This is a genomic window from Thermomonospora sp. CIF 1, from assembly GCF_001896795.1.
Taxonomy (GTDB): domain Bacteria; phylum Actinomycetota; class Actinomycetes; order Streptosporangiales; family Streptosporangiaceae; genus Thermomonospora; species Thermomonospora curvata.
The window spans coordinates 499,857-514,433 of the sequence record NZ_MOYN02000021.1; the positions used below are offsets into that span (position 1 = coordinate 499,857).

Consider the following 14,577-nt stretch of genomic DNA (forward strand, 5'->3'; position numbering starts at 1 on the left):
CGTTCTACGGTGAGGAAAAGGGCCGATCCCTCGGAAAGAGGGAGCAACGCACAGCGCGGGGCAAGCCAGTGAACCTCCTGCACATCGGCAAGACCGCGGCGGCCATCGCCGCGGCGCTGCTCGCCCTGACCGGCTGCTCCGGCGGCGCCGCCGAGACCGCCCGGCACCGCTCGGCGCCCGAGCCGGCGCGGCTGACCATCACCCCGGCGGACGGGACGCAGCGGGCGCGCCCCGATCACCCGATCGTCGTGCAGGCGGCGGGCGGCACGATCCGGCAGGTGACGGTCGAGCGGGTGGACGCCGAGGGCGGCGTCGCAGACGGCGGGGTCGAGGGGACGCTGAGCGCCGACCGCACCCGGTGGACCTCCCGCTGGACGCTGGCCCCGGACACCGGCTACCGGGTGACCGCCGTCGCCGTCTCCCCCGACGGCCGGGCCGCCACCCTCACCAGCACGTTCACCACGCTCAAACCCAAGGAGACCATCCGGGTCAGCGCCGTGGCGCCGATGCAGGACGAGACGGTCGGCGTCGGCATGCCGATCATCTTGAGCTTCGACCGTCCCGTCTACAACAAGGCCGAGGTGGAGCGGGCCCTGCAGGTGACGGCGTCCAAGCCGGTGGAGGGCGCCTGGCGGTGGGTGGGCCGCCAGCAGGTGATCTACCGGACCAAGAAGTACTGGCCCGCGCACACCGAGGTGAAGCTGACCGCCCGGATGAAGGGCGTGCGGGCCGCCAAGGACGTCTACGGCACCCGCAACCTGACCTTGCGTTTCAAGGTGGGCGATGAGCAGATCAGCACCGCCAGCGCCCGCACCCACCAGATGACCGTCACCAAGAACGGCAAGGTCGTCCGCAAGATCCCGGTCAGCATGGGCAAGGCCACCAAGTACGCCTACACCACCACCAGCGGCGTCCACCTGACCATGGAGAAGGCCTACCACGTGGTCATGGACTCGGCGACGGTCGGCATTCCCAAGGGGCATCCGGAGTATTACCGGCTGGACGTGTACTACGCGGTGCGGATCTCCAACAGCGGCGAGTTCACCCACAGCGCCCCCTGGTCGGTGTACGCGCAGGGCCGCGCCAATGTCAGCCACGGCTGCGTGAACATGAGCCCGGCGAACGCCGCCTGGTTCTACCGGTTCACCCGGCGCGGCGACATCTACAAGATCACCGGCACCAGCCGTGAGCTGGAATGGGACAACGGCTGGGGCTACTGGCAGCTGTCGTGGAAGGAATGGAAGAAAGGCAGCGCCCTGAACTGAACCCTTTGCAACACATGGCCCAGGCGCCGTGGACGGGGCTTTGAAGGTGTCCGGTGCCGCGGCGTTCCCGTTTCGATGCGTGGAGACGGCGTGTTGAAAACCCGACAGGCCCGTTCCGTGGGTGATGCGGCGTGCCGCCCGTCCCCCGGACGGCCCTGACACGGGGTGCCAGGCCGTCCGGGGGCGGGCCGCGCGGTTACAGCGGGGGACGCCGGTCGCGCACTTCGTCGTAGACGTCGATCAGGCCGGGCCGGACGCGCTGGAAGGAGACCTCGTCTTCCAGGCCCGCCCAGCGGCGCAGCGCGGCGATCGCCTCCCGGCGCTGCTCCTGGGGCAGGTACTGGATCAGCCTGCCGCTGTGGTTGAGCCCGGCCACCTCGTACCACAGCGAGTCACGGGTGCCCGGGCCCAGGCGGAACGGCTCGGCCGTCCACGGGTCGTTCCCGCCGTACAGGAACATCAGGCGGCGTCCGTGGTGCCGCACCCACCGGTCGATGTCGGCCATCGCCGTGGGGTCGAAGCGCATCTGCTTGCGCAGGTCGGCCGGGACGAACCAGCGCGGCTTGTACAGGCCGGGATAACGGCGCACGTCCTTGAGGTGGCGGAACTTGGGTTCGGGCCAGCCGAGCTGGGTGCCGGCCTGGAAGTAGTACGGCAGGTACGGCTCCAGGCCCTGGTCGGTGTAGAAGGAGAAGCCCGCCACTTCGTCGACGAACTTCCACAGCTCGTCGGTGGAGGCGTCAGTGGACGGCACCGAGTCGCAGTCGGACTCCAGCCGGTACTGCCAGAAGGCCCATTCGGTGTCGAGCACGGTGGCCTCCAGCGCCCGGTCGGCGCCGCCGAGATTGCCGAAGGTCAGGCCGTTCTCCGCGGCGTACGCCTCATAGCGCCGCACGAACTCCTCCCGGCGTTTCAGCACCTCGCGCTGGACGTTTTTGAGGGCGCTGCGGCAGGCGGGGTCGGAGCCGACGGTCTCAAAGAAACGGTCGTAGGCCTTGTCGTGGGCGTTGACGACATCGTTGGGGGCGACATAGGCGACGGTGGCGTCCACATCCGAGGGATAAAAGCGCCGGTGATAGACCGAGGCCATACCTCCCTTGCTGCCGCCGGTGGACACCCATTTGGCGGAGTAGATCGGCTTGAGCGCCTTCACCAGCCGGTGGTGGTCGGTGGCCGCCTGCCAGATGTTCAGCGTGGACCAGTCGGCCGGCTGCGGCCGGGACGGCGTGAAGAACCGCTGCTCCACCGAGATCTGGTTACCGTCCACCAACTGGGTCGGCTCGGCCCGGAACGGCACCTCCGCCACGTGGTAGCCGGAGGTGTGCAGCACCATCGGCCGTGCGGTGTCCTTGTGCATGAGGGTCAGCCGCTGCTCGAACGTCCCCGCATTCGGTTTGCGATGGTCGATCGGCTGCCGGTAACTCAGCATGAAGAACCGATAGTCAGAAGTCCCCGAGGGTCTTTCCCAAAGCACCCGCATGCCGGGAATGGCCTCCAGTCGCTCGACGATGTCGCCCACCGCCGCATGGGACGGCACCGTCACCACCGCGCCCAGCATCCCGGCGACGGCCACGGCCGAGAGCAGCCTCCTACTACGGACTTTCATCCGCACCTCCCAGGAAACGCGACCCCGACGCCGCGACCCTAGAGGCGGACAGACTGAGCGCGCCATTTGTCTGGTCCGTTTCTTTACCGACCTGTAGCACACCAACTGCCCGTTTAGGGATCGATCGGGACACGCTTCCCAGCGCCGACAATCCAGCAATCGGCCACACAGGCGCCATAACTCTCTAGGATGGAGCGTTAGGGCGCTTTCGCCGCTGATCTGGCGGGACGAGACGGAAGCTCCCTTGGGCTGGTCACCGGGGGGAGGGCGATGTCGCAGGGCCGTTCCGTCACCGTGCTTCACGTCTCCGACACGCAGTTCGGCAAGGAGCACAGGTTCGGCGAAGAAGGCCTGACCCCAGGGGATCGGCGCCACTCGTCTCTGGCCGCCCGGACACTGAAGGACGTCCGTCATCTGGAAGATGAGCACGGCCTGCGTCCGGATTTGGTGGTGGCCTCCGGCGACCTGGCCGAATGGGGTCTCCCGAAGGAGTTCAAGCAGGTCCAAGAGTTCCTGGAGGAGCTGACCGACGGTCTTGGCCTGAGCCGCGACCGGGTGGTGATGGTCCCGGGCAATCACGACGTCAGCCGACGCAAGTGCCGGCGGTACTTCGAGGAGTGCGAGGACAACGACACCGAGCCGATCCCGCCGTACTGGCCCAAGTAGGAGCCATTTTCGGCGATGTTCGCCGACTTCTACGCCGACGTGCCAGGGGTGCGCTTCCTCAGCGACCAGCCTTGGACGCTGTATGAGATGCCCGAGCTGCGGACGGTGGTGGCGGCGCTGAACTCCACGATGGCCGAGAGCCATCGGGAGGAGGACCACTACGGATACTGCGGCGAGGAACAGCTCCAGTGGTTCGCCGACCGTCTGCGCCGCTTCAAGGAGGAGGGCTGGCTGCGGATCGGGGTGATGCATCACAACCCGGAGATCAGCGACGAGACGGATGAGGCCTTCCTCCGCGACCGCGACAGGTTCACCGAGCTCCTCGCCCCCTCCCTGAACCTGCTGCTGCACGGCCACACCCACCAGGCCGCCCTGTGCTCCCTCGGCCCGGACGGCCTGCCGGTGCTGTGCGCGGGCAGCGCGGGAGTGCGCCCGCAGGCCCGCCCCGCGGAGGTGCCCAACCAGTACCAGCTCATCCGGATCACCGCCGGGCACCTGGAGGTGTACGGACGCCGCTACAACCCCTCACGTCGCCGTTGGGAGGGCGACACCGGCATCGGCAAGGGCCGTGAAGAGTGGGTGCGGCGGTTCCGACACCAGTTCGAGGACGTCCACGGGATCTTCCCCGACCCGCGCTCGGCCGACGACCGTTCCCCGGCCGACCCGCGACACGACCGGGAGCGATCCCCCCACGAGTTCGGCGGTCCATCCGTCCCGCGAGACGACCTGCTCGCCCGCCTCCAGGAGATCTGCACGCTCCACTGGCCCGAGGCGCGGATCGAACGCATCGCCCCAGCTCCCGGCCGCCCTCAGGAGTACCTGCGGGTGACCAAGAAGGAAGGCCCGGCTCAGATCTCCCAGTTTCCGATCGGCGCCTTCCAGGGGACGCCGACGCGCGAGGACATCGCGGTCTTCATCGCCCAGGTCGACGCTCGGCTGCGGCCTGGTGACCCGACGATGGTCTCTCACCTGGTCTATGAGGGCGAGCCCGTCCCCGACGAGCTGCGGCTGTGGGCCGGCAAGCAGGGGGTGTGGGTGCGCTCGCTGCTGGAGTTCGAAGGCGTGGTCGATCTGCGCCCCTACGCCAAGCGCCAGGCCGAGCGGCTGGCGGCCGATGAAAGCTACCTGCCGGAGCTGTATGTGCCGCAGCGATACACGCTGCTGCGCGGTCGCCACGACCAGTTCATCAAGGAGCCCGGCACGGACCTGCTGGCCCGATTGCAAGAGTGGGTGGCCGACCCCGAGGGCCGGTTCGTGGTGCTGCTGGGCGAGTTCGGCCACGGTAAAACCTTCGCACTGCGCGAGCTGGCTCGGCGCATCCACGAAGAGGGTCGTCCCCCGGTCGTCCCGATCTTCATCCAGCTCCGGGCGCTGGAGAAAACGCACAGCCTGGAAGAACTGCTGGCCGTCCATCTCACCGCGGGTGGCGAGCAGCGGATCGATCACCCGCGGCTGCAATACCTCATCCGCGAAGGGCGGGTACTGCTGCTGTTCGACGGGTTCGACGAGCTGGCCCTGCGCGTCACCTACGACCAGGCCGCCGAGCATCTCGGCCAGTTGGTGCGGGCCGCCACCGGCCGAGCGAAGGTGGTGCTGACCAGTCGCACCCAGTACTTCCTATCCGACAAACAGGTCGAGACCGCCCTCTCAGAGAGAACCACCATCCCCGGCCGGCAACTGGTCAAGCTGCAAGGCTTCAACGAAGACCAGATCCTGGCCTACCTGACCAAATGCCTGAAGGGCGACGAGGTCGCCGCCCGCTCCTGGTTCGAGCTGCTGGACGAGGTCAAGGACCTGCTCGGGCTGTCGGCCAACCCCCGGATGCTCGGCTTCATCACCCGCCTGGAGCGCACCCGGCTGGAGCGGATCCGGGCCCGTGAGGGCGAGATCAGCGCGGCCCGGCTCTACCGGGAACTGCTCGACCAGTGGCTCGGCTACGAATACGGCCGCGCCCATATGCCCGGTTCTCCCCCGACTCTCAGCAAGGAAGAACGGTGGGAGGCGGTGCGTGTGCTGGCCCTGCGGCTGTGGGAATCCGGCGAGGACGCCTTGGGTGTGGCCGACCTCAGCGAGGTCGCCGCCGCCCTGCGCAATCTCGCCGAACGTCAGCTCACCCCCGAGCAGGCCGCCCACATGATCGGCTCGGGCACACTGCTGACCCGCAGCGAGGACGAGCGCTTCAGCTTCGTCCACGGTTCGGTGATGGAGTGGCTGGTCGCTGAGGAGGCGGCCCGTCGGCTCACCGCAGGCGAGCCGTTCCCGGCCCTGCTCAGCCAACAGTCGATCTCGGAGCTGATGGCCGATTTCCTGTGCACCCTGGCCGGTGAGCAGACCGCAGTGGCCTGGGCCGAACGAGTGCTGGCCAGCGGCGAACAGGACAACACCGCCAAGATCAACGCCCTGCTGTTGTGGAAGCGCCGGCGCCGCATCACCTCGCAGCCTTCCGCTCCGCCCAAGGCCATCCGGCTTAGCGGCGCAGACATACAGGGCCGGGATCTGTCCGCCCTAGACCTCCGCAACGCCAACCTGAACGGAGCCGACCTGCGCGACTGCCGACTGGACAACGCCGACCTGACCGGCGCCGACCTGACCGGGGCCGACCTGAGAAACGCCTCCTTGAATGGGACGATTCTGAATGGGGCGATCCTGCGGAGTGCCAAACTCGACTACTGCTCCGGCACCGCCACCAGTCTTTCTGGGGCCGACCTGCGGGATGCTTCCCTTGAAGCCGCCCGCCTGTTCCAGGCCGACCTCCGCCTAGCCAAGGTCACCGGCTCCCGCTGGCAGCGCGCTGCGCTTCTCGGCGCGGTCTTGGACGATGGCGCTCTTGATGAATGCGACACTGCCGGAGCTGCTCTCCCACCCTTCAGGCAACCCCGGCTGGAAACCTCACCCAGTCGGCAAGCCACGTACACCACGGTGGCGTGGAGCCCGGACGGCAAACTCATCACCACCGCCAGTGACGACGGCACCGCCCGCATCTGGGACACCACCACCGGACAAACCCTCCACACCCTCCACGGCCACACCGGCCCCATCTGGGACCTGGCCTGGCACCCCAACGGACACCACCTCGCCACCGCCAGTGACGACGGCACCGCCCGCATCTGGGACACCACCACCGGACAAACCCTCCACACCCTCCACGGCCACACCGACTGGGTAAGCGCCCTGGCCTGGCACCCCAACGGACACCACCTCGCCACCGCAAGCCGCGACGGCGCCATCCGCATCTGGGACATCACCAGTGGAACCCCGCTCAGCACACTCCTCCCGCTCCAGGACGGAACCGCTGTCTTCGACGCGACCGGGCTGATCTACAAAGTGGACGGCACCGTGAATGGAGAGTTCTGGTGGTCGATCGGGCTGTGCCGGTTCGAGCCCGGCGAGCTGGATCCGTATGTGCCCGAGCTGCGTCGAATTCCCTGGAATGCGCCGATCCCCGCTGACCGGGAGGGGTGATCCGATGAGCACTGCCGCAGCGGGCCAGCCGCCCGTCCCCCAACCCGCCCTCGCCGAGGAGACCGGCCGGGGTCGCCAGAGCGATCTGCGGGCCTGGCGGTTTCGGTTGCCGGAGGCTCAGGAGTGGCAGCGGCCCGAGGAGGTGCTGCGGCGGCTCTATGAGGAGGCCGAAGCCCGGGCGGTGGAGGCGTACGGGTGGTACATGCGGGACCGGGTGCGGCGGCGGACGCTGTCGCGGGTGCTGCGCGCGCTGGCCGTGGCGCTGGGCTCTGCCGGCGGGGTGGTGCCGCTGGCCAGTGTGGTGGGAGGCGGTGGCCGACCCAGCGGGTGGGGTTATGTGCTGCTGGCGCTGGCCGGGGCCTGCTACGGCTTCGATCACTTCCTGGGCATCTCGTCGGGGTGGATGCGCGATATGCGCACCGCCCAGAAAATCCAGCGCCGCCTGCAGGAGTTCCAGTTCGACTGGGCCGCCCGCAGCGCCGAGGAGGCCCGGTCCGGGCAGTCCGAGGTGGACGTCGCCTGGTATCTGAACCTGCTGCGCGGCTTCGTGCTGGACCTGTCGGAGATCATGATGGACGAGACCGCGGAGTGGATCGCCGAGTTTCAGTCGGGGCTGTTGCAATTGCAGACCCAGGTCAACCGCCGCTGACTTGACATTTCATCAGGGCCTGCAAAACCTCATGGCCCCGGAGTAAACGCAGCATAGCGAAGTCATTCCTCACCGCCCTGCGCCTTGGTGCTCCCCAAGAACAAAGCTTTCTCAGCGGTTCACCGTTCCGAAGGACGGCGAGGACGCCGAGCTGGAGCAAAGGCCTTGGCGAGGGCACAGGCAGGACGTCACCCAGCGGGCCGTAGAACCGCGCGGCTCGCGGTGAGTGTGGAGGGAGGAAAGCAGAGGCCGGCCAGTTGTGCCATAGCCCTGGAAAGAGTGTTGCATTGTGAGGCAGGCGCCATATTCGCTGAGGAAACCTCAATGGTCAGTGGAGGACGTGTGGCTGCTCTGTACCACAGGGGTTCATGAGCGGGCGCCTTCTGAAGCTTTTCGGCAGAAGGGAAGAGCAGGCAGCCGGGAGCCGAGGGAACCCGGCCAACGGGTGTCGGGCTGAGGGCAAAGCACAAAGAGACGAGGACCGCCCTTGAACATCCAGGGGTGACCTGGTGGGCGGTCGGGAGGTCAGGCGATCGGGGGCCGCTGCTTGAGGTGGGCCAGCAGGGCGGTGAACTGGGAGAACGGCATGGTCAGGTGGCCGCGCTCCCGGTTTTTGGAGTCACGGATGCCGATGCCCTCGGCAAGGCGGGCGACCTCGACGCAGTCACCGCCGTTGGAAGTGGTGTAGCTCGACTTGCGCCACCTCACGTCTACTGACTCCATCTCTCCTCCACCGCTCTTCGGATCATCTCCCTTGACTGCGCCGAGGGCAGAGCCAAGGACCTCACCGCAATGAGAGTAGTCGTGATTGTGGCCAGGTCGTCTGGGTCGTTGATGGTCAACCCCCGAATGGCCGAGTCAGCGTAGGCGACCTCGCTTCTGTCCTCCGGCGTGGCCAGATTGAATGCTCCGCTGTTGCCGGGATGCTCTCCCCGGCTTGGGACCACCTGGATGGTGATGTTGGGCAGCTCCTCCAGGGCCAGCAGATGCTCTAGCCGCTCTTTCGTGATCGCAGGGCTCCCGGTCTCGTGGTAGAGCGCCACCTCATCGAGCGGCAGGGAGAAGACGGGCGGTGGGGGCTCGGATCCGGTCAAGATCCTTTGCCGGTGAAGACGTGCTTCAACGGCCTCGCGGTTGTCCTTCAAGAGGGCTGCCGCGTAATCGGGGGTCTGAAGCAGGCCATGAACCGGCAAGGGCTGGTGGGGCTGGATCATGACTGCCTCAGCCTCGATGCTGGGCCAGTCGAACCAGATGGGGAAGGCCGAGTCCAGCACCAGGTCGTCCCACAGCTCCAGGAGCCTGCCGCCCGCCTTCAGCTCCCGGTCCATGGTCTCGGCGAACTCACGGGAGCAGCGAGTGCGGCCGCTTTCAACCTGGCCGACGTACTGGCCGGTCACGCCCCGGCCGTTGTTGGCGCGGCGGCCCAGGCTCTCCTGGGTCAGCCCGGCCTCTTCCCGGTAGCGGCGAAGCTGCCGGCCGAAGGCCGGCAGGGGCGGAGAAACACTGCTTCGCCTACGTCGAGGGGCCATTGCCGTCCTTCCAAGTAGATGAAACCAACCGGGGCGTCGATGAAACCCGTTAAAGGCAACAGAAGACACCCATGGCCAGTTCCCAGCCTTTGCCTTTCGCTTTGTGACGAAGCGCACTCGACCGGTTGCCGAATATCCATAAAACTAGGAAGTCACGGCCCCGGGAATGAAATCTTGGTGATCGATGAACGCTTGCGTCCATGCACTGAGAAAGGCCGTACCGGGCGCTCTGGACTCCTGACCATTGCCCTAACGGACTCGTCGGCTCCGCTGATCCGGTGCACACCCTTGCCCGACAACAGCCACACAAACGGGGCTATTTGCACATCATTCTGGACGATACGCCTCTGATCACCAGTGAACCGGTCGCCAACACTTCCGAGACAACCTCGGGCAAGTAACCGCGTCACTGCATCAAGCGTGACCCTACGGTGGCCTCATCTCCGTCTGGGACTGGCCGTGCAAACCTTCGTCCTGCCGGAAGGCGGCGCCGGACTGTCTTCGTATCTCATTGAGAAAACCTCAATGCGTCCACCGGGCTGACCGGAGGTGCGGCCGAGCGCTGCGCCGGTGGAAAAGGAGGCGGATGGTGAACCGTGATCGATCCCCGCTTGCCCGACGCAAGAGCAGCCACAGCAACAGGGGCGGTGACCGCGTCGAAATCGCCGCCGTCCACGGTGCGGTGGCGATCCGTGACAGCAAAGCGCCGGACGCCCCGTGCCTCCTCACGGCCGTCCACGAGTGGCACTCGCCGCCGGCAGCGGTGAAGTACGGCGCCCTCGGCCGCTGACAGGAAGCATGTGGCCGCACAGGCCCCCACCATCGGGCCGCTCGGTCGGCCCGGCCTCGGCGGAGGGTCACGGTACGTCGGGGAAGCCCCACAGGGGGCGAGCATGTGGAAGCAGCGGTGTGGGGCGGGTGGGGCTCGAACCCACGACCTACGGATTATGAGTCCGCTGCTCTGACCGGCTGAGCTACCGCCCCCCGACGAGCCTCGAAGCCGCGGTGACCACCCATGCTCGCCGCGGCAATGATAGCCGCGGCGCGGAGGGGCGGGCCACTTGAAATGTCATGTCCACACACAGTCGGACATGACATCTCATCTCCGGGCCGAGTGACTTACCCGGCGGGCGCCGATAAGGTCCGCCCTATGTCTTGGATCCGAGGTCGAATACCCACCGTCGTCCTGGCGTGCGCGTTGGCGCTGACCGGTTGCTCGGGAGGCTCCGGCGGGGATTCCCAGGGGTCGCTGCCGCAGGGGCCGCAGACGCTCCAGCAGGCGTCGAACTCGATGCGGGATCTCAAGAGCGTCGCCTTCACCATCTCCACCGAAGGCGATCCGGTCTCCTTCCCGGTCAAGAGCGGTGAGGTGCGGCTGCTGCGCAACGGCGACGCCGAGGGCCGGCTGCACGTGCAGGTGGGGATGAGCATGGAGACCGAGTTCGTGCTGCTCGGTGACGTCCTGTACTACAAGGGTCTGACCGGCGGGTACGAGAAGGCCTCCAAGGAGCAGCTCCGGTCGCTGTACGACCCGTCGGCGGTGCTGGACCCCGAGCGGGGCATCGCCAAGCTGCTGACGGCGGCGCGCGGGGCGCAGCCGGAGGCCCGGGAGAAGGTGGGCGGCAAGGACGCCTACCGGGTGAAGGTGACGCTGCCCAAGCAGGAGATCGAAGGGCTGATCCCCGGGGTCGATGAGGACCTGCAGGGACAGGTGTGGATCTCCGCCGACGACCACCGGCTGCTGAAGGTGCGCGGGGAGCTGCCGCCCTCCGGCGGGAAGGGCGCGGTGGTGATCACCTTCACCGAGTTCAACGCCGACTACCGGTTCAAGGCCCCGATCTGAGCGGGGGCGCTCTGATGAGCGAGGCGAGGCGCCGGGTGGCGATCGGGGTCGGCGGCGCGGTGGTGCTGCTGGCCGCGCTGGACGCCTACGTCATCACCACGATCTTCGTGCAGGTGATGGACGATGTGGGCATCCCGGTCAACCGGCTGGAGCGGGCCACCCCGATCCTGACCGGGTTCCTGCTGGGGTATGTGGCGGCGATGCCGCTGCTGGGCCAGTTGTCGGACCGGTACGGGCGCAAGCCGCTGCTGCACGGCTGCCTGCTGGTGTTCGCGGCCGGGTCGGCGCTGACCGCGCTGGCCGCTTCGCTGGTGCCGCTGGTGGCCGGGCGGGTGCTGCAGGGGGTGGCCGGCGGGGCGCTGCTGCCGGTGACCATGGCGCTGGCCGGTGACCTGTGGCAGGAGCGGCAGCGTCCGGTGGTGCTGGGCGCGGTCGGCGCGGCCCAGGAGCTGGGCAGCGTGCTCGGCCCGCTGTACGGGGTGGGCGTGGCGGCCTGGCTGGGCGACTGGCGGGCGATCTTCTGGATCAACGTGCCGGTGGCGCTGGCGGCGATGGCGGCGGTGCAGGTCACCGTGCCGCGTGGGGTGCGTCCCGTCCCCCGTCCCAAGGTGGACGCGGTGGGCGGGGCGCTGCTGGCGCTGGGGCTGGGCCTGCTGGTGGCCGGGCTGTACAACCAGGAGCCGGACCGTTCCCCGCTGCCGCCGTGGGGGGTGCCGCTGCTGGTGGCGGGGCTGGCGGTGCTGGTGTGCTTCGTGCTGTGGGAGGTGCGGGCGCGCACCCGGCTGCTGGATCTGAGCGGAGCGCGGCGGGGGCCGCTGCTGGCGACGCTGGCGGTCAGTTTCCTGTCGGGTGCGGCGCTGATGGTCACGCTGGTGGACGTCCAGCTCGTCGCGCAGACCCTGCTGGGGAAGGACTCCCTGGGCGGTGCGCTGATCCTGGCGCGGTTCCTGGGGGCGCTGACGGTGGCGGCGCTGCTGGGCGGGCTGGTGGCCCGGCATCTGGGCGAGCGGTGGCCGATGGCGGCGGGCATGGCCGTGGCCGCGGTGGGCTACCTGCTGATCGCCGCCTGGCCGAAGGACCCGGCCGCCGCCTCTTATGGGCCGCTGCCCCGCATGGACGCCGACCTGGTGATCACCGGGCTGGGGCTGGGCCTGGTCATCGCCCCGGTGTCGTCGGCGGGGCTGCGGATGGTGCGCGCCGCCCAGCACGGGGTGACCGCGGCCGCGGTGGTGGTGGCGCGGATGATGGGCATGCTGCTGGGGGTCTCGGCGCTGTCGGCGTGGGGCCTGCATCGGTTCCGGTCGCTGACGGCGGACCTGACGATGCCGCTGCCGTTCGGGCTGCCGCGTGAGGAGGCGCAGCGGCAGCTGGCGGCCTACCAGGCGGCGGTGCAGGAGGCGCTGCGCATCGAGTACCGGGAGATCTTCTGGATCACCGCGGCGCTGTGCGCGCTGGGCGCGCTGGCGGCGCTGGCCGTGCGGGGCCGCCCGGAGCCCGCCTCGCCGGCCGAGTCCGCCCCGCGGGAAGCCGACCGGGCGGCCGTGCGCTGAGAGAAGGCCGGAAAACGGGAATAGCTCGCCGTCAGCGGGTACGCCTGGCCTCTCAGGGGAAGCCCGCCCCGGGAGGTGGCATCATGCATCGGCCCGCAGGCGACAGGATTCCCGCCGGACTGGGACGGCTGCGGCGGCGCCTGGGCTTTGACCGCAACGTGCTGCGCCGCCGCATCGACCGCATCCAGTGGGCGGCGGGGCTGACGCTGGCCGTGGTGTTCCTGCTGGCCGCCCCGCTGCTGGCGGTGGCGGCCGGCGGTCGCGCCTATGAGTCGGGCGTGCGCGCCGAGCAGCACGAGCGGGCCGCCCGCCGCCAGGTTGCCGCCACGGTGACCGGCCCCGCGGTGGTGGACGGGCGCTATGGCAACCGGGTCGTCCCGGCGGTCTGGCGCGCCCCGGACGGCACCGTCCGCAAGGGGTTGCTGCCGCTCGCGGAGGACGACCGGGCCGGGACCCACCGGTGGCTGTGGGTGGACCGCACCGGGCGGCCGACCGCCCCGCCCCGCTCGCGTTCGCGCACCGTGATCGATGCCGGGTACGCCGCCGGCGGCGCCGTGCTGGCGGTGGGCGTCCCGCTGCTGATCGCCTACCGGCTGGTGCGGCGGCGCTGCGACCGGGTGCGCGACGCCATGTGGGACGCCGAGTGGGCCCGCATCGACCCCCACCGCATCAGCTGAGCGGCGGGCCGGTCAGCCGCGGCAGCGGCCCGAGGCGGCCGCACCGTCCCGGCCCACCAGGTTCAGCGCGTCCAGGGCGAGGGCCAGTTCGACCACGTCGCGGGGGCGGTGCAGGGAGCGGGAGGTGAGCTGCTCCAGCCGGCGCAGCCGGTTGAAGACCGTGTTGCGGTGACAATAGAGCCGGGCGGCGGTGCGGGCCGCCGAGCCCTCGCAGTCCAGCCAGGCCGCCAGCGTCTCCAGCAGCACCTGCCGGTCCGCCGGGTCCAGCGCGCTCAGCGGGCCGAGCACCGTATCGCCCAGGTATCCCGACAGCTCGGGCTGGGAGACCACCAGGGCGGCCGGCAGCCGGTCGTCCAGCTGAGCCAGCCGCCGTTCGCCGGGGCGGCAGGTCTGCAGGGCGATCTCGGCCAGCCAGCGGGCGCGGCCCAGCCCGGCCAGGCCGTCCACCGCGGGGCTGATCCCGGCCTCGCCGGCGAACCGCTGCTCCAGTGCCGCCGCCACATCGGCCGGCCGCCGGTCGCCCAGGTCGACCACGGCCACCTCCACGTCGGTGCGCATCCGCCACACGAAGCGCAGCCCGCCGACGCGTTCGGGGCGTTCGAAGCCGGGGCCGCATCCGGTGGGGCGGTGCAGGGGACGCAGCACCGCCACCGCGTAGCGGCCGTTCATGGGCAGGTCGAGCGCGGCGGAGGCGGCCTTGGCCAATCCTCCGTCGGCGCCGCGGCCCTCCAGCAGCGCGTCCAGCAGCGCGGCCATCCGTTCGCCGTTGCGGCGCAGCAGCTCTGATTCGGTCTGCCGGTAGGCCGCGGCCACCGCGTTGGACTGGACCTCGTTGGTGTGCCAGACGATGCCGGCGAAACGCAGCAGCTTCGGCAGCGCCTGAGGGTTGTCGGCGGAGACGACCTCGATCATCGCCTCCCAGCACAGCCGCCCGCCGATCCGGAACGACCGCAGCAGCGACTCCAGCGGCAGCCCTTGTTCGGCGCGGCGGCGGCCGATGGCGACGGCCTTGTCGACGGGGGGTTCCTCGCCCAGCGCGTGGCGGGCCATGTGGTCGATGCTCTCGCCCAGGATGTCGTGGACGGTCTGCCACAGCTCATCCCGCGGTACCAGGTCGAGATAGCCGGGGTCCTCATCGACGATCTCGGTGATCAGCCGGTCGGTCAGCTCCGGCAGCCGCTCCAGCAGCCGCCGGGACGCGATGCGGGCGATCTCGGCCAGGTCTGCGTCCGAAGGGACAGTGGTCGTAGCAGTCACCGGGTGGAACCTCTCACGTGGTTTGCCTCACCCTGCCACGGCCGTCCGTGGACCGGTCGCCGGGTGTCCCGAA

Annotated in this window: 12 protein-coding genes and 1 tRNA gene; 8 read left to right on the forward strand and 5 right to left on the reverse strand. The window is 69.3% G+C overall.

The genetic code is table 11. From position 1 onward, the window contains the following. The first annotated feature begins 68 nt into the window (after nt 1–68). The gene (locus BUE48_RS15575; protein WP_041439846.1) at nt 69–1,265 is read left to right on the forward strand and encodes a L,D-transpeptidase; all 1,197 of its coding nucleotides are present in this window, start codon (nt 69–71) and stop codon (nt 1,263–1,265) included. A gap of 196 nt (nt 1,266–1,461) precedes the next feature. Here BUE48_RS15575 and BUE48_RS15580 read toward each other — a convergent pair whose 3' ends face one another. Next, on the reverse strand, nt 1,462–2,871 hold the full coding sequence (locus tag BUE48_RS15580; RefSeq protein WP_286990277.1) for a S28 family serine protease: 1,410 nt from the start codon (nt 2,869–2,871) through the stop codon (nt 1,462–1,464). A 270-nt stretch (nt 2,872–3,141) separates the two neighbouring features. Here BUE48_RS15580 and BUE48_RS15585 point away from each other — a divergent pair, with 270 nt between their 5' ends. The 3 genes from BUE48_RS15585 to BUE48_RS15595 are packed head-to-tail and all read left to right on the forward strand — an operon-like array spanning nt 3,142 to nt 7,648. Continuing rightward, nucleotides 3,142–3,537 (forward strand): metallophosphoesterase family protein, encoded by a 396-nt coding sequence (locus tag BUE48_RS15585; RefSeq protein WP_286990279.1) that lies wholly within the window; start codon nt 3,142–3,144, stop codon nt 3,535–3,537. A gap of 15 nt (nt 3,538–3,552) precedes the next feature. Then, nucleotides 3,553–6,999 carry a WD40 domain-containing protein gene (locus tag BUE48_RS15590; RefSeq protein ID WP_286990281.1) on the forward strand — a complete coding sequence of 1,149 codons (3,447 nt, stop codon included), beginning with the start codon at nt 3,553–3,555 and terminating at the stop codon, nt 6,997–6,999. 4 nt (nt 7,000–7,003) lie between these two features. Further along, the gene (locus BUE48_RS15595) at nt 7,004–7,648 is read left to right on the forward strand and encodes an SLATT domain-containing protein (protein WP_012853479.1); all 645 of its coding nucleotides are present in this window, start codon (nt 7,004–7,006) and stop codon (nt 7,646–7,648) included. A 525-nt stretch (nt 7,649–8,173) separates the two neighbouring features. On the opposite strand, the gene BUE48_RS15600 is transcribed toward BUE48_RS15595, so the two are convergent. Continuing rightward, nucleotides 8,174–8,371 (reverse strand): DUF397 domain-containing protein, encoded by a 198-nt coding sequence (locus BUE48_RS15600; RefSeq protein WP_286990284.1) that lies wholly within the window; start codon nt 8,369–8,371, stop codon nt 8,174–8,176. After that, nucleotides 8,359–9,177, reverse strand: coding sequence for a helix-turn-helix domain-containing protein (locus BUE48_RS15605; RefSeq protein ID WP_286990286.1), 819 nt, complete (start codon nt 9,175–9,177; stop codon nt 8,359–8,361). Before BUE48_RS15605 ends, BUE48_RS15600 begins: the two co-directional genes overlap by 13 nt. A gap of 586 nt (nt 9,178–9,763) precedes the next feature. Here BUE48_RS15605 and BUE48_RS15610 point away from each other — a divergent pair. Beyond that, nucleotides 9,764–9,967: a DUF397 domain-containing protein gene (locus BUE48_RS15610; RefSeq protein WP_286990288.1), complete on the forward strand. Its 204-nt coding sequence runs from the start codon at nt 9,764–9,766 to the stop codon at nt 9,965–9,967. Between the two features lie 120 nt (nt 9,968–10,087). On the opposite strand, the gene BUE48_RS15615 is transcribed toward BUE48_RS15610, so the two are convergent. Further along, a tRNA-Ile gene (locus BUE48_RS15615) sits at nt 10,088–10,161 on the reverse strand. Between the two features lie 166 nt (nt 10,162–10,327). Here BUE48_RS15615 and BUE48_RS15620 point away from each other — a divergent pair. From BUE48_RS15620 to BUE48_RS15630, 3 genes are all read left to right on the forward strand, one after another. Continuing rightward, nucleotides 10,328–11,020 (forward strand): LppX_LprAFG lipoprotein, encoded by a 693-nt coding sequence (locus BUE48_RS15620; RefSeq protein ID WP_012853483.1) that lies wholly within the window; start codon nt 10,328–10,330, stop codon nt 11,018–11,020. A 14-nt stretch (nt 11,021–11,034) separates the two neighbouring features. After that, complete coding sequence (locus BUE48_RS15625) at nt 11,035–12,570, forward strand: MFS transporter (protein WP_012853484.1); 1,536 nt, start codon at nt 11,035–11,037, stop codon at nt 12,568–12,570. A gap of 83 nt (nt 12,571–12,653) precedes the next feature. Next, complete coding sequence (locus tag BUE48_RS15630; RefSeq protein ID WP_286990291.1) at nt 12,654–13,247, forward strand: Rv1733c family protein; 594 nt, start codon at nt 12,654–12,656, stop codon at nt 13,245–13,247. A 12-nt stretch (nt 13,248–13,259) separates the two neighbouring features. On the opposite strand, the gene BUE48_RS15635 is transcribed toward BUE48_RS15630, so the two are convergent. Further along, nucleotides 13,260–14,504, reverse strand: a complete 1,245-nt coding sequence (locus tag BUE48_RS15635) for a PucR family transcriptional regulator (RefSeq protein ID WP_286990293.1) — start codon at nt 14,502–14,504, stop codon at nt 13,260–13,262. Nucleotides 14,505–14,577 lie beyond the last annotated feature (73 nt).

What these genes read in the sequence shown, in the direction of transcription:
- BUE48_RS15580 (WP_286990277.1), bottom strand. Translation starts at nt 2,871, where the DNA reads ATGAAAGTCCGTAGTAGGAGGCTGCTCTCGGCCGTGGCCGTCGCCGGG.
- BUE48_RS15585 (WP_286990279.1), top strand. Translation starts at nt 3,142, where the DNA reads ATGTCGCAGGGCCGTTCCGTCACCGTGCTTCACGTCTCCGACACGCAG.
- BUE48_RS15590 (WP_286990281.1), top strand. Translation starts at nt 3,553, where the DNA reads ATGTTCGCCGACTTCTACGCCGACGTGCCAGGGGTGCGCTTCCTCAGC.
- BUE48_RS15595 (WP_012853479.1), top strand. Translation starts at nt 7,004, where the DNA reads ATGAGCACTGCCGCAGCGGGCCAGCCGCCCGTCCCCCAACCCGCCCTC.
- BUE48_RS15600 (WP_286990284.1), bottom strand. Translation starts at nt 8,371, where the DNA reads ATGGAGTCAGTAGACGTGAGGTGGCGCAAGTCGAGCTACACCACTTCC.
- BUE48_RS15605 (WP_286990286.1), bottom strand. Translation starts at nt 9,177, where the DNA reads ATGGCCCCTCGACGTAGGCGAAGCAGTGTTTCTCCGCCCCTGCCGGCC.
- BUE48_RS15610 (WP_286990288.1), top strand. Translation starts at nt 9,764, where the DNA reads ATGGTGAACCGTGATCGATCCCCGCTTGCCCGACGCAAGAGCAGCCAC.
- BUE48_RS15620 (WP_012853483.1), top strand. Translation starts at nt 10,328, where the DNA reads ATGTCTTGGATCCGAGGTCGAATACCCACCGTCGTCCTGGCGTGCGCG.
- BUE48_RS15625 (WP_012853484.1), top strand. Translation starts at nt 11,035, where the DNA reads ATGAGCGAGGCGAGGCGCCGGGTGGCGATCGGGGTCGGCGGCGCGGTG.
- BUE48_RS15630 (WP_286990291.1), top strand. Translation starts at nt 12,654, where the DNA reads ATGCATCGGCCCGCAGGCGACAGGATTCCCGCCGGACTGGGACGGCTG.